This is a genomic window from Pseudomonas sp. ANT_J12, assembly GCF_008370045.1.
Lineage (GTDB): Bacteria > Pseudomonadota > Gammaproteobacteria > Pseudomonadales > Pseudomonadaceae > Aquipseudomonas.
The window spans coordinates 14,758-27,523 of sequence record NZ_VOBN01000004.1; the positions used below are offsets into that span (position 1 = coordinate 14,758).

Genomic DNA, 12,766 nt, shown 5'->3' on the forward strand with positions numbered 1-12,766 from the left:
GATCAATCGTTCGTCAACTTCCCAACCCGAAACGCCTCGCGCCCCGCGACTTTCGCCTGCCACGTCCCCGGCTGGGTGTAGCGCCCACGATCAATCGCAAATAACACGCCGCTGGTCCCGGCGCGCACGGTCGTGACACGGTCACTCAACGGATCGACCACTTCAAACAGCGCATCGCCCTGCTCCACCCATTCGCCCGCCTCGCGCAGAAAGCTGACCACGCCATGGTGCGGGGCGAACAGGTATTCGGTGCCGGCGAACGGCATGCCTTCGCAGCATTCGCTCGGTGCCGCTGGCCAGTCACCGTTGATGAAACCCTGTTCGGCGAGAAAGCCCAGAATCGCCTCGCAATTGGCCTGGGCCTGATCGACCCGGGTGTCGCCCATGCTGCCCAGCTCCACGGTGGTTGCCAGGTTCGCCAGCGGAATTGCCGCCTCGGGGAAGGCCTGCGCCAGACGCAACCACGGCGTCGAGCAGGACTCGTCGAACGAACTGCCCCCGGAGTCTTCACTCAACAATCCCACGCCCGCCTTCAAGCGTGCGGCCAGGGATTGCCACTGTGGCCACTGTTGCGGCAAGGCGTAAATGTGAATCGCCGCGTCGAAGTCGCAATGCAAATCCAGGGTGACGTCGGCATCACAGGCATGGCGCAACAGCACGCGGTGCATGGCTTCCAGTTGCGACGCCGGCGCCGGCAGAGCGTCGAATACCTGGCCCATGGCCTGGCGAATCAGCGTGATGTTGGCCTCGGCATCGTCGCCCAATTGAGCACCGATCAACGCGGCGACCGGCGCGCTCAGTTCGACGAACGAGCGGTTGAAGTTCTTGCCGCTGCCGAGTTCGAAACGGCCCATGTGCGCGCCTTGCAGGTGCTGGTCGAGGCCGATCGGGTTGGCCACCGGCACCAATTCGATAACACCTTGCAACTGGCCTTGGGCTTCGAGCTCGGTCAGGCGTTTTTTCAGTTCCCAGGCGGTGCGCATGCCCGGCAGTTCATCGGCGTGCAGGCTGGCCTGGATGTACACCTTGCGCGCGCCGTCGCCAAAACGAAACACGCTGAGGCTGCGTTCGGTGCCCAAATGGCTCCACGGCAGAGGGTGGTCGATGCGTTGCATATAAGGGTCCTGTCGATGCCGATGCGTAGGGAAATGTGTTCGCAGAGTAGATCATGAGACACAAAAAAAATGGCCACCGCGTTAACGGTAGCCACTTTTTTGAACGGCTGGATTATTCGCCGTAAACGTCAAAGGCGAAGTACTTGTCCTGCACTTGCTTGTACTTGCCGTTGGCGCGGATCTCGGTGATGGCGGTGTTGAATTGGTCCGCCAGCGCTTTGTCACCCTTGCGCACGGCGATGCCGGCGCCGCCGCCGAAGTACTTGGCGTCTTCGTAGGTCGGGCCTACGAATTCGAAGCCTTTGCCGGCGTCGGTTTTCAGGAAACCGTCGCTCAGGTTGACCGAGTCGGCCAGCATTGCGTCGATACGGCCGGAGACCATGTCCAGGTTGGCTTCCTGCTGCGAACCGTAACGCACCAGGTTGATGCCGGCCGGGACCAGCACTTCGGTGGCGTAGCGGTCGTGGGTACTGGCACGCAGCACGCCGACTTTTTTGCCCTTGAGTTCGGTCAGCGGGTCTTTGACGCCGGAGCCTTCCTTCATCACGAAGCGCGCCGGGGTGTGGTAGTACTTGATGGTGAAATCGACGTTTTTCTTGCGGTCGTCGGTGATGGTCATGGACGACAGGATCGCGTCGATTTTCTTCACTTTCAGGGCCGGGATCAGGCCGTCGAACTCTTGCTCGACCCACGTGCACTTCACTTTCATCTGCTCGCACAGCGCGTCGCCGATGTCCACGTCGAAACCGGTGAGTTTGCCGTCAGGGGTTTTCATCGAGAATGGCGGGTAACCGGCTTCGATACCGATGCGGATCGGCTTGGCGTCATCGGCCACGGCGGTCAGGGACAACATCGACAGTGCCAGGGCACCGAACATCACTAGCTTCTTCATTTATAACTCCATGTGTGCGGAGGCTTTTATTGGCAGCTTTCGATTGGCAGTTTCGGCAGGTGAAAGCCGAAGTGGCCGGCAGTCTAGAGTGGCTTTCGGCCAGCCAATTGTGTGGATGCGACAAATACTTATAGAAAAGTGGCCGGGCCAATCGACGGTTTAGAGGTGTGCGCCACGGCAGTGCAAAAACTGTAGGACACGTCCTGCTTTCGGATAAAACCTACAGGGTTCAGGTACTTATCCGACTGAATAGTCGCCATGGAAACAGGCGCGATACCTGACTGGCGACGAAGGCTTTTTTGCGGCACATTGGCGCCACTCGCCTCCCGCCAGAGAAACCCGATGCCCGAGTTGAACCTGATCCAGCACCACCCCGCCGAAGGCCCCGGCGCCATTGCCGAATGGACCCGGTTGCGCGGGATCACACTGAACGTCTTTCGCGCCGACCTCGGACAATTGCCGCCGGTGAGTGCCGGGCCGGTGATCCTGTTGGGTGGGCCTTATGAGTCCAACGCCGGGCCGACATGGCTGGAGGATGAGCGTCAGTGGCTGGCAGCCAGTCTCGAACAAGGCGCGGCGGTGTTCGCCATTTGTTTGGGCGCGCAGTTATTGGCGTTGAGCCTCGGCGGGGAGGTGCGGCGCATGACCCGGCCTGAAACGGGCTGGACGGCGTTGAGCTTTGCCGATGGCCAGACGTTGAGCGTGCTGGAATGGCATGAAGACGCGATCGATCTGCCGCCAGGCGCGCAATTGTTGGCGAGTAGCGAGGCCTGTGAGCAGCAGATGTATCGGGTCGGGGCGACGCGGTTGGGGTTGCAGTTTCATCCGGAGTGGGATGCTGAATCAGTGATGCTGCTGAACGAGCATTTTGGCGATGAGTCGCCATTGCCACGGGGGCAGGATGACAGCGTGGCGCATGGGGCGGTGTTTGAGTGGTTGCAGCAGACGCTGGATGCTTGGTGGGCTGACGCATCGAACGGATGGTGAACCGGTTTTTTGTGGCGAGGGAGCTTGCTCCCGCTCGGCTGCGAAGCACTCGTAAACCTTGTGCACGCGGTGTCTCTGATGAACCGTGCTTGCAGGTTTTGGGGCCGCTTCGCGACCCAGCGGGAGCAAGCTCCCTCGCCACAGGTGATCAGCGGTGTCAGGGGATCAGCATTCGCAACCGATGGGTCCGAGCACGGCTTTAACACTCAACTCAAACCCCTCATCCAGCCACCCCGTCACCCCGCCGATCATCTCCTTGACCGGGTAACCCAGCGCCGCCAGTTTCACCGCGGCCTTGTTGGCGCCGTTGCAATGCGGCCCGGCGCAATAGACCACGAACACACTGGAGGTGGGATACGCCGACAAGGTCTCGGCGGTCATCAGTCGTCCAGGCATGTTGATCGCCCCCGGCACATGCCCACGCTCAAACGCCAACGGGCCGCGGGTATCGACCAGCACGAAATCCACTTCGCCGGCCTGTTGGCTGCCATACACGTCGGAACAATCGGTTTCGAACGTCAGGCGATTGCTGAAGTGCATCAGGGCAATGGCGGAGGGCGCTGCGGGAATTTGACGAACCAGGCTGGTCATGGGGTGTAGTCCTTAGTCTTGGTGGGTGTAGGCAGACTTTATCTGCCCGCCGCTTGCCGCTACAGTGGCGCACAAGACACCTACCGGGAACTTTCCGCCAAATGCAGCCTAACCCTGGATTAGTCGCGATTCTGGCCTACGACGGCCTCTGCACCTTCGAGTTTGGCATCGCCGTGGAGATCTTCGGCCTGGCCCGGCCGGAGTTCGATTTCCCGTGGTACACCCATCGGATTGTCGCCGTGGATGAAGGCCCGATGCGCGCCATGGGCGGCATTCAGGTACTGGCGGATGGCGGCATGGCGCTGCTGGAACAGGCCCGGACCATCCTCATCCCCGGTTGGCGCGATCGCCAGGCGCCGGTGCCCGAAGCCTTGCTCAACGCGTTGCGCCAGGCCCATGCCCGGGGCGCGCGATTGCTGTCGATCTGTTCCGGGGTGTTTGTGCTGGCGGCCACCGGTTTGCTGGATGGTCATCGCGCCACCACCCATTGGCGCTATGCCACGGAGCTGGCCGAGCGTTTCCCGAATATCCAGGTGGACCCGGACGTGCTGTATGTCGATTCGGGTCAGCTGATCACCTCAGCCGGCAGCGCGGCCGGCATTGACGCCTGTCTGCATCTGGTGGCGCGGGACTTTGGCACGCAGGTGGCCAACTCGGTGGCGCGGCGGCTGGTGATGTCGCCGCAACGCACGGGCGGTCAGGCGCAGTTTATTCCTACGCCGGTCAGCCCAACGCCTCGCAGCGATTTGTCACGGGTCATGCAGTGGGCGCGGGAGCGTTTGCACGAACCGCTGGAAGTGCGTGACCTGGCCAGCGAGGCGGCGATGAGTGAACGCACCTTCCTGCGTCGCTTCACCGAGGCCAGTGGTCAGTCACCCAAGACCTGGCTGCAGCATCAACGCCTGGCCCGGGCCCGGGAGTTGCTGGAGAGCACGGTCGACAACACCGAGCAGATTGCCGAGCGCTGTGGTTATCGTTCGGTGGAGAGTTTCCGGGTGGCGTTTCGCAGCGTGGTCGGGGTGCCGCCGTCGGTGTATCGGGAGCGGTTTGGGCGGGAGGCGATTTTTTGAGGTGTCCTTGAGGACGCCTTCGCGGGCAAGCCTCGCTCCTACAGGATCACCGCCACCCCGTACGAATGCGTCAACCCAAACACCGCGAACCTGTAGGAGCGAGGCTTGCCCGCGAAGAGGCCCGCCCAGTCACTATTTATCTAAAGGCTTACGCAACAAATAGGTATCCATAATCCACCCATTCGCCAGCCGTGCCGCCTTGCGTACCCGCTCAATCTCATCCGCCACATCCCTGAGCTTGCCGCTGATCAGGATTTCATCCGGCGTGCCCAGGTAGGCACCCCAGTAAATCTCTGTCTCCTGATCGGCCACCTGCTGGTAGGAATCTTCGGCGTCGAGCATCACCACCAGACTGTCGGCATCACTCACCTGCCCCGCCGCCAGCCGCCGGCCCGTGGTGATTTCTATCGAGCGGCCGATGCGGTTCAGCGGCACCTTATGTTGTGCTGCCAAGGCCTGGACGCTGGTGATGCCGGGGATCACCTCGAACTCAAACTCACAGCGACCCGAAGCCAGGATCGCCTGCAAGATGCGCACGGTGCTGTCGTACAGCGCCGGGTCGCCCCACACCAGGAATCCGCCGCACTGGCCGTCGGACATTTCCTCGTTGATCAGGCGTTCGAAGGTGCGCTGCTTGGCCAGGTTCAGCTCATCGACACTGGCCTTGTAGTCCACATCGCCCCGTTCCCGTTCCGGGCTGTGGGCTTCGACAAAACGGTAAGCGTGATCAGTGATGTAGCGCTCGCAGATGTCCCGCCGCAGGTCGATCAGTTTGTCTTTGCTCTGGCCCTTGTCCATGAGGAAAAACACGTCCGCCCGATTCAGCGCCTTCACCGCCTGCATCGTGATGTAGTCCGGGTTACCGGCACCGATACCGATGACCAACAACGTTTTCATCAAAAGCCTCCGTCAACATCTGTGCTCATCAAGCGTAACCGCCAGCGTCCGGTGAACCGCAGTTCGATGGCCGACAACGGTTCGACGTCGATCAGGTTGAACGCCGTGCTTTGCAGGACATGGGTCAGTACGGCGCGAACCACATAGGGATGGGTAATGGCGATGATGTCGCCCGGCGTCGTCTCCAGCGTCGCCAGCCAGGCGGCCGCGCGCTCACCGAGTTGCACCACGGACTCGCCGCCGTGGGGCGCGGAGTGCGGGTCGTCGAGCCAGGCCTGGAGCGCCTCGGGCTCGGTTTTTTGCAGCTCACTGATTCGCTGACCTTGCCAGCGACCAAAATCGCAATCCCTCAACGCTTCGACAATGTGTGCATCACTGCCGAACAGTTCGGCGGTTTCGCGTGTGCGAGCTTCGGGACCACACAGCAGGCGCGGCGCGACCTTGGAAGATCCACGGCGCGAACACTTCGCCGATTGCCAGACCATTTCCACCGACTCATCCGCAGGAAAACGCGCCAGTTTTTGTGCGACGGTTCGGGCGTGGCAAATCAGGGTCAAACGGGTCGCCTGCACGGGCATCACTCTTTTATTGGAAACGCGAAACGGCAACATGCCGCAAACAATTGCCTGATTGTGCCGCAAGACAGAGCTTTGGGGTAAAGCGATCAGTCAAAGGTGCCCGAACCTGTGGCGAGGGAGCTTGCTCGCGCCCGGTTGCACAGCAACCGCCGTCGGAGGCCGCTGCGCAGCCCAGCGGGAGCAAACTCCTCGCCACAAAAAGCAGCCTTACCGCCCGTTATTCCCAGCCTGTCGCGAACAACTTACCCATGGAAAACGGCGATCTCCGACACCGCCATGGACAATGTCCTACACCCTCAGTCGACATCCACGTAAGCCTTATGCCACGGGCGTTTCGCCCCATTTCAGCGCCTGGCACGCACGCTCAAAAATTCACTAGACATGTAGCGTGCGTTACATAAATACTGTTTTAGCGAAATGTGAAGCAAAACCGACACACCCATCCAGCAGGAGCCCGGATGCCCCCCTTAGAGACCTGATCACCGATCCCGGCCTGGACCTCACGCCGTCGGAACGTAAAGTCATCCGCGCCTTGCTGGACCAGTACCCGCGTAACGGACTGGGCCCGATGTCGCGTTTGGCCGAGCATGCCGGTGTCAGCGATCCGACCATTGTGCGGCTGGTGAAAAAACTCGGCTTCGGCGGTTACGCCGAATTCCAGGACGCCCTGCTCAGTGACATGGACCACCGCCTGCGTTCCCCCAGTGCCCTGTTGCAACCCCGCGCCCACCTGCAAAAAGACGATCCGTGGAGTCATTACCTGGCTGAAACCCATCGCTCGCTGGTGGAAACCCAGGCCCTGACCCAACCCGAAGACATACGGATCCTGGTGGAATGGCTGCTCGACGTGCGCCATCAGGTGCATTGCTTCGGCGGACGCTTCAGCAGTTTCCTCGCCAACTATTTACTCAACCATTTGCGCTTGCTGCGTCCCGGCTGCTTTGCCCTGGAGGACAACGCCCAACTGCCGGACCGCTTGTTCGACGTGCAGCGCCAGGACGTGGTGCTGGTGTTCGATTATCGGCGTTACCAGTGCCAGGCCCGACGCGTGGCCAGTGCGGCGAAAAACCGCTATGCGCGGGTGGTGTTGTTCACCGACATCTATGCTTCGCCGCTGCGGGAAATGGCCGATTTGATCATCAGTGCACCGGTGGAATCGGTGTCGGCATTCGACAGCATGGTCCCGGCACTGGCGCAGATTGAAGCACTGATCGCCTGCCTGACCCTGCGCAGCCCCGATCTGGCCGATCGCCTGGAAGGCATCGACAACCTGCGCTCCGACTTCGACACCCACCTGCTGGAGGAAAAATAAGGATGTTTACGCTCCCCCACCGCTCGCCCCGCGACCTGCCGTTTGTCACCGACCACACCGCGCTGTTGCTGGTCGACATGCAACGTGCCTGGCTCGAACCGCAGTTCGACCCGCACCTCAACGGGCCGGACGCCGAGTATTTTCTGACCCGCACCCACATGCAGGTGGTGCCCAACCAGCGGCGGTTGCTCAGCGCCTTTCGCAGCGCCCGACAGAACGTGCTGCACACCCTGATCGCAAGCCTCACCGCCGATGGCCGCGACCGCTCCCTGGACCACAAACTCTCGGACATGCACCTGCCCAAGGGCAGCCCGCAGGCGCGGATCATCGACGACCTGACGCCGACGGAAAACGAAGTCGTGCTGCCCAAGACCTCCTCCGGGGTCTTCAACTCCACCAATATCGACTATGTGCTGCGCAACCTCGGGACGCGGCATCTGATCATCGCCGGCATCGTCACCGACCAGTGCGTGGACATGGCCGTGCGCGACGCCGCCGACCGTGGCTATCTGGTGACGATGGTGGAAGACGCCTGCGCCACCTACACCCCGGAACGCCATCAGGCCTGCCTCAACGCGATCAAGGGTTACTGCTGGATTACCGATACCCAGACGGTGCTCGCCCGCTTGCAGGAGATGCAGCCATGAGCGCACGCCTGTTGCCGGTGCCGATGACCACGATCGTCACCACCGACCTGATCGGCGTGACCCGTGGCCGTTCCTTTCCCACCGATGAGCTGGAGCATTACCAGGCTGCCGGTTGTGGCTGGGTGCCGGCCAACAGCGCGCTGACCCCGCAAGACGTGATTGCCTCGACCAATCCGTGGGGCGCCTATGGTGACTTGCGCTTGATTCCCGAGCTGAGCAGCCGGGTTACGGTCAACAACGGCCCGGACGCCAACGCCCCGGCGCTGGATTTCATCCACGGTGACATCCGCGAAACCGATGGCCGTCCCTGGAGCGCTTGCCCGCGCACATTGCTGCGCAACGAAGTGGAACGCTATCGGGCCGAATTGGGTATGCAGGTCAACGCGGCGTTCGAACATGAATTCAATCTGGATTGCGGGGCGCCGAACACCTGGCGTTCACCCTTGAAGCCCAGCGCCAGGGTGCCGAGTTTGGCGGCTGGCTGCTCAGTGCCTTGCGTGCCGGGGGCGTCGAGCCGGAGATGTTTCTGCCGGAATACGGCAAGCACCAATACGAAATCACCTGCCGCCCGGCCCTGGGTGTCGCGGCGGCGGATCGTGCGGTCAACGTGCGCGAGATCACCCGGGAAATCGCCCGGCAAATGGGCCTGGGCCTGAGTTTCGCACCGAAGACCGCCGAGCACGCGGTGTGCAACGGCGTGCATCTGCACGTCAGCCTGCAAGACCTGGCCGGGCAACCGCTGTTGTACGACGCCGGCACCACCAATGGCCTGTCGACCCTCGGCCAGCACTGGGCCGCCGGCGTGCTGCATTATTTGCCGGCCCTGTGCGCCTTTACCGCGCCGACGCCGGTGTCCTACGAGCGTTTGCAGCCCCATCACTGGAGCGCCTCCTACGCCTGCCTCGGCCAGCGCAACCGCGAAGCGGCGCTGCGGATTTGCCCGACGGTGAGCCTGGGGGGCAAATCCGTGGCGGCGCAATACAACCTCGAATTCCGCGCCATGGACGCCACTGCCTCACCGCATTTGGCCATGGCCGCACTGCTGATTGCCGGGCGCCTGGGCATTGAACAACGCCTGGCCCTGAACGCCATCACCGATGAAATCCCCGATGCCTTGAACGAAGAACAACGCCAGGCCCGGGGCATCGTCGCCCTGCCCGCCTCGCTGGCCCAGGCCCTGGACTGCCTGCGCAACAGCGCGGCGCTGATCGAAGCTTTGCCCCAGGCCTTGCTCGACACCTATTTCGCCCTGAAAACCGAGGAATTGACGCTGACGGAACAGCTCTCGCCCGCCGACCTTTGTGAGCACTATGCCCGTCTGTACTAAATCCGTTGAAGCGGGGCTCTACACCGAGCCCCCGTACACCCTGAGCCGGGAAGCCAGCGAGCACCCGTTGATTCTGGTGTGCGAACACGCCAGCCGTTTTATCCCGTCGGCGTTGAATGACCTGGGCTTGAGCCATGAGGCCGCCCGCGAACACATTGCCTGGGACATCGGCGCCCTGGCCTTGGCCCAGTGCTTGTCCGACACCCTCGGCGTGATCTTGCTGGCGGCCAATTATTCGCGGCTGTTGATCGACCTCAACCGCCCACGCCATGCCCCGGACAGCATTCCGGGGCAGAGCGAGATCTATCAGGTGCCGGGCAACCAGCAACTGGATGAAGCGGCCCGGGACTATCGTCGGCAGGCGCTGTTCTCGCCGTTTCACACCCGGCTGCAAAGCCTGATCGACGAGCGCCTGGCGCAAGGGCGAGCGGTGCGTGTGGTGGGGATTCACAGTTTCACCCCGGTTTATTACGGTCAGCCCCGAGTGCTGGAGGCCGGCGTACTGTTCGGCGAAGCCCGGCAATACGCCCAACGGATTATTGACGGATTGAGCCGGCATCCGCTTAAAGTGGCCGGCAATCAGCCGTACAAGATCGACCCGCAGGGGGACATGACCGTGCCGGTGCACGGCGATGCCCGCGGGCTGGAATCGGTGCTGATCGAGGTGCGCAACGACCTGCTGCGGACCCCCGAGGCGATTGATCGTTGGGCCGGCTACCTCGGCCCGCTGCTGTAGGAACACGCTCAACGCTGTGTGGTACCGGTATAAAAACTAAAAAAATGCCTGAATGACTGACAAGGAGAAACGCTTCATGGAAATAGAAGAATTCGGCTACAAGCAGGAGTTGAAACGCAGCCTGACGCTGACGGATCTGGTGGTGTACGGGATGATTTTCATGATCCCCATCGCTCCGTTCGGCGTGTATGGCTACGTCAACACCGAAGCGCCGGGCATGGTCCCCCTGGCGTACATCATCGGCATGGTGGCGATGCTGTTCACCGCCCTCAGCTACGGCAGCATGGCCCGGGCGTTTCCGATTGCCGGCTCGGTATATTCCTACGCCCAACGGGGCCTGAATCAACACGTCGGGTTTATCGCCGGTTGGTTGATGCTGCTTGATTACCTGCTGATTCCGCCGCTGCTGTACGTCTACGCGGCGATGGCGCTGAATCACCTGTACCCGGACATCCCGAAAGTCGGTTTCATCCTGGCGTTCCTGGTCAGCGCGACCTTCGTCAACCTGCGCGGCATCACCTTTACCGCGCGGATGAACATCGTCTTTCTGTTGGCGCAACTGGTGGTGCTGGGGATTTTCCTGTTCTACGCCTGGAACGCCCTGCACAGCGGCGGCGGTCACGGTGAACTGACCCTGGCGCCGCTGTACAACCCCGAAACCTTCAACTTCGCCCTGCTGATGCAAGCAGTGTCAATTGCGGTGCTGTCGTTCCTGGGCTTCGACGCGATTTCCACCCTCGCCGAAGAGATCAAGGGCGACCCCGGCCGCAGCGTCGGCAAGGCGGCGCTGATCACATTGGTGGTGATGGGCGTGATCTTCGTCGTGCAGACCTGGATTGCCACCGACCTCGCAGCGGGCATGGGCTTCAAGTCCGCCGATACCGCATTTTATGAAATCGCTGAAATCGCGGCTGGCAGCTGGCTCGCGACCCTCACCGGCGTGGCCACGGCCCTGGCCTGGGGCGTGGCGGTGGCGATTACCTCGCAAGCGGCGGTATCGCGACTGCTGTTCGGCATGGCGCGGGACGGCAAACTGCCGAAAGTGCTGGCCAAGGTCCACCCGAAACACAACACGCCCTACATCAGTATTTACCTGGTGGCGGTGCTGTCGCTGGTGATCTGCTACCTGTTCATCAACTCGGTGGACACCCTGACCTCCCTGGTCAACTTCGGCGCCTTGAGCGGGTTCATGCTGCTGCACCTGACCGTGATCAATTACTACTGGCGCCGGCAGAAATCCGGCCAGGTGATCCGTCACCTGCTGTGCCCGGTGATCGGCTTCATCATCGTCACGGCCATCATGTACAACATGGGCGTCGATGCACAAAAACTCGGGCTAATCTGGATTGCCCTGGGTCTGGTCTATCTGTTCTTTCTAAACAAGCTGGGCGCCAGCACGACGCTGCCCGACCCGAGCAACGTCTGACAAGAAAAAGGGCGGCGTCTGACAACAGATCAGGCGACCGCCGATTTAACGCGTGGACACCGACAGTGATAGTCAGGTTCGACGGCACCACCGCCGAACCCTTTGATACAGGATTACATCCATGCTGGTCTTTCGCCCAGTCGAGTTAACCGACCTGCCCCAGTTGCAACAACTGGCCCGTGACAGCCTGGTGGGCGTCACGTCCCTGCCGGATGACAGCGAGCGCCTGCGCGAGAAAATTCTCGACTCCTGCGCCTCGTTCAACAAAGACGTTGAAGGCAATGGCCCGGAAAACTACTTTTTTGTCCTCGAGGACCTGGTCAACCAGCGTCTGGCAGGCTGCTCGGAAATCCTCGCCACCGCCGGTTTCAACGAGCCGTTCTACAGCTTGCGCAACCGCCACTTCACCAGCGTCTCCCGGGAGCTGAATATCGAGCATGGCGTGCCGGCGCTGTCGTTGTGTCACGACCTCAGCGGCCACACCTTGCTGCGCGGCTTTCACATCGATGCCGATCGGGTGCGCACGCCGTTTTCCGAACTGCTGTCACGGGCGCGGCTGTTGTTTATCGCAGCGCATGCCGGGCGCTTCGCCGACGCGGTGATCACCGAAATCGTCGGCTACAGCGATGAGCAAGGCCAGTCGCCGTTCTGGGATGCCCTGGGCAAACACTTTTTCGATTTGCCTTATGCCGAGGCAGAACGACTGTGTGGCCTGGAGAGCCGGACCTTTCTCGCCGAACTGATGCCGCAATACCCGATCTACGTGCCGATGCTGCCCCAGTCGGCCCAGGCGTGTATCGGCCGCATCCACCCCGACGGCCAGGAAGCGTTCGACATCCTGGAACGCGAAGGCTTCGAAACCAACAGCTACATCGACCTGTTCGACGGCGGCCCGACGCTGTACGCACGTACGCCGGGTATTCGCTCCATCGCCAATAGCCACGTCGCTACCGCGCAGCCAGTCGAGGTCATCGACGCCCGTGGCAGCTATTTGGTCAGCAACGATTCGCTCAAGGATTACCGGGCCATCGTTGCCGAACTGGATTACACCGCCGGACAACCGGTGGGCCTGAGCGCCGAGATGTGCGCGACCCTGAACGTGACCGACGGCAGCCCGATCCGGCTGATCGCCCTGTGAGCATCACCCGGCCCCGTGCCCAACGACAGCGCCCGAGCACGCGCGCAATA

Annotated in this window: 12 protein-coding genes and 1 pseudogene; 8 read left to right on the forward strand and 5 right to left on the reverse strand. The window is 61.8% G+C overall.

Annotated elements, in window-relative coordinates:
• Positions 1–2: 2 nt before the first annotated feature.
• Together FQ192_RS10850 and FQ192_RS10855 are read right to left on the reverse strand one after the other, a co-directional pair.
• Positions 3–1,115 carry a M14 family metallopeptidase gene (locus FQ192_RS10850; protein ID WP_149658624.1) on the reverse strand — a complete coding sequence of 371 codons (1,113 nt, stop codon included), beginning with the start codon at positions 1,113–1,115 and terminating at the stop codon, positions 3–5.
• Between the two features lie 112 nt (positions 1,116–1,227).
• Positions 1,228–2,007 carry an ABC transporter substrate-binding protein gene (locus FQ192_RS10855; protein ID WP_149658625.1) on the reverse strand — a complete coding sequence of 260 codons (780 nt, stop codon included), beginning with the start codon at positions 2,005–2,007 and terminating at the stop codon, positions 1,228–1,230.
• A gap of 342 nt (positions 2,008–2,349) precedes the next feature.
• Between FQ192_RS10855 and FQ192_RS10860 the strand changes: the two genes are divergently transcribed.
• The gene (locus FQ192_RS10860) at positions 2,350–2,994 is read left to right on the forward strand and encodes a type 1 glutamine amidotransferase (protein ID WP_149658626.1); all 645 of its coding nucleotides are present in this window, start codon (positions 2,350–2,352) and stop codon (positions 2,992–2,994) included.
• A gap of 165 nt (positions 2,995–3,159) precedes the next feature.
• Here FQ192_RS10860 and FQ192_RS10865 read toward each other — a convergent pair whose 3' ends face one another.
• The gene (locus FQ192_RS10865; protein WP_149658627.1) at positions 3,160–3,585 is read right to left on the reverse strand and encodes a rhodanese-like domain-containing protein; all 426 of its coding nucleotides are present in this window, start codon (positions 3,583–3,585) and stop codon (positions 3,160–3,162) included.
• Between the two features lie 101 nt (positions 3,586–3,686).
• On the opposite strand from FQ192_RS10865, the gene ftrA reads away from it, so the two are divergent.
• Entirely contained in the window at positions 3,687–4,655 is a 969-nt protein-coding gene (gene ftrA, locus FQ192_RS10870; protein ID WP_149658628.1) for a transcriptional regulator FtrA, read from the forward strand.
• 132 nt (positions 4,656–4,787) lie between these two features.
• Here the strand turns inward: ftrA and cobF are convergent, their stop codons facing one another.
• Positions 4,788–5,552, reverse strand: coding sequence for a precorrin-6A synthase (deacetylating) (gene cobF, locus FQ192_RS10875; RefSeq protein ID WP_149658629.1), 765 nt, complete (start codon positions 5,550–5,552; stop codon positions 4,788–4,790).
• The gene (locus FQ192_RS10880) at positions 5,552–6,124 is read right to left on the reverse strand and encodes a histidine phosphatase family protein (RefSeq protein WP_149658630.1); all 573 of its coding nucleotides are present in this window, start codon (positions 6,122–6,124) and stop codon (positions 5,552–5,554) included. Before FQ192_RS10880 ends, cobF begins: the two co-directional genes overlap by 1 nt.
• 481 nt (positions 6,125–6,605) lie before the next feature.
• Between FQ192_RS10880 and FQ192_RS10885 the strand changes: the two genes are divergently transcribed.
• The 6 genes and pseudogenes from FQ192_RS10885 (at position 6,606) to FQ192_RS10910 (ending at position 12,716) form a co-directional block, all read left to right on the forward strand.
• Positions 6,606–7,442 (forward strand): MurR/RpiR family transcriptional regulator, encoded by an 837-nt coding sequence (locus tag FQ192_RS10885; protein WP_149658956.1) that lies wholly within the window; start codon positions 6,606–6,608, stop codon positions 7,440–7,442.
• A 2-nt stretch (positions 7,443–7,444) separates the two neighbouring features.
• On the forward strand, positions 7,445–8,089 hold the full coding sequence (locus tag FQ192_RS10890; protein WP_149658631.1) for an isochorismatase family cysteine hydrolase: 645 nt from the start codon (positions 7,445–7,447) through the stop codon (positions 8,087–8,089).
• Positions 8,086–9,416: pseudogene (locus FQ192_RS10895) on the forward strand (glutamine synthetase). Before FQ192_RS10890 ends, FQ192_RS10895 begins: the two are co-directional and overlap by 4 nt.
• The gene (locus tag FQ192_RS10900) at positions 9,400–10,152 is read left to right on the forward strand and encodes an N-formylglutamate amidohydrolase (RefSeq protein WP_149658632.1); all 753 of its coding nucleotides are present in this window, start codon (positions 9,400–9,402) and stop codon (positions 10,150–10,152) included. Before FQ192_RS10895 ends, FQ192_RS10900 begins: the two are co-directional and overlap by 17 nt.
• A gap of 76 nt (positions 10,153–10,228) precedes the next feature.
• The gene (locus FQ192_RS10905) at positions 10,229–11,578 is read left to right on the forward strand and encodes an APC family permease (RefSeq protein ID WP_149658633.1); all 1,350 of its coding nucleotides are present in this window, start codon (positions 10,229–10,231) and stop codon (positions 11,576–11,578) included.
• A gap of 121 nt (positions 11,579–11,699) precedes the next feature.
• The gene (locus FQ192_RS10910; RefSeq protein ID WP_149658634.1) at positions 11,700–12,716 is read left to right on the forward strand and encodes an arginine N-succinyltransferase; all 1,017 of its coding nucleotides are present in this window, start codon (positions 11,700–11,702) and stop codon (positions 12,714–12,716) included.
• Positions 12,717–12,766 lie beyond the last annotated feature (50 nt).

Coding starts and splice junctions, on each gene's coding strand:
- FQ192_RS10850 (WP_149658624.1), bottom strand. CDS start 1,115: ATGCAACGCATCGACCACCCTCTGCCGTGGAGCCATTTGGGCACCGAA.
- FQ192_RS10855 (WP_149658625.1), bottom strand. CDS start 2,007: ATGAAGAAGCTAGTGATGTTCGGTGCCCTGGCACTGTCGATGTTGTCC.
- FQ192_RS10860 (WP_149658626.1), top strand. CDS start 2,350: ATGCCCGAGTTGAACCTGATCCAGCACCACCCCGCCGAAGGCCCCGGC.
- FQ192_RS10865 (WP_149658627.1), bottom strand. CDS start 3,585: ATGACCAGCCTGGTTCGTCAAATTCCCGCAGCGCCCTCCGCCATTGCC.
- ftrA (WP_149658628.1), top strand. CDS start 3,687: ATGCAGCCTAACCCTGGATTAGTCGCGATTCTGGCCTACGACGGCCTC.
- cobF (WP_149658629.1), bottom strand. CDS start 5,552: ATGAAAACGTTGTTGGTCATCGGTATCGGTGCCGGTAACCCGGACTAC.
- FQ192_RS10890 (WP_149658631.1), top strand. CDS start 7,445: ATGTTTACGCTCCCCCACCGCTCGCCCCGCGACCTGCCGTTTGTCACC.
- FQ192_RS10900 (WP_149658632.1), top strand. CDS start 9,400: ATGCCCGTCTGTACTAAATCCGTTGAAGCGGGGCTCTACACCGAGCCC.
- FQ192_RS10905 (WP_149658633.1), top strand. CDS start 10,229: ATGGAAATAGAAGAATTCGGCTACAAGCAGGAGTTGAAACGCAGCCTG.
- FQ192_RS10910 (WP_149658634.1), top strand. CDS start 11,700: ATGCTGGTCTTTCGCCCAGTCGAGTTAACCGACCTGCCCCAGTTGCAA.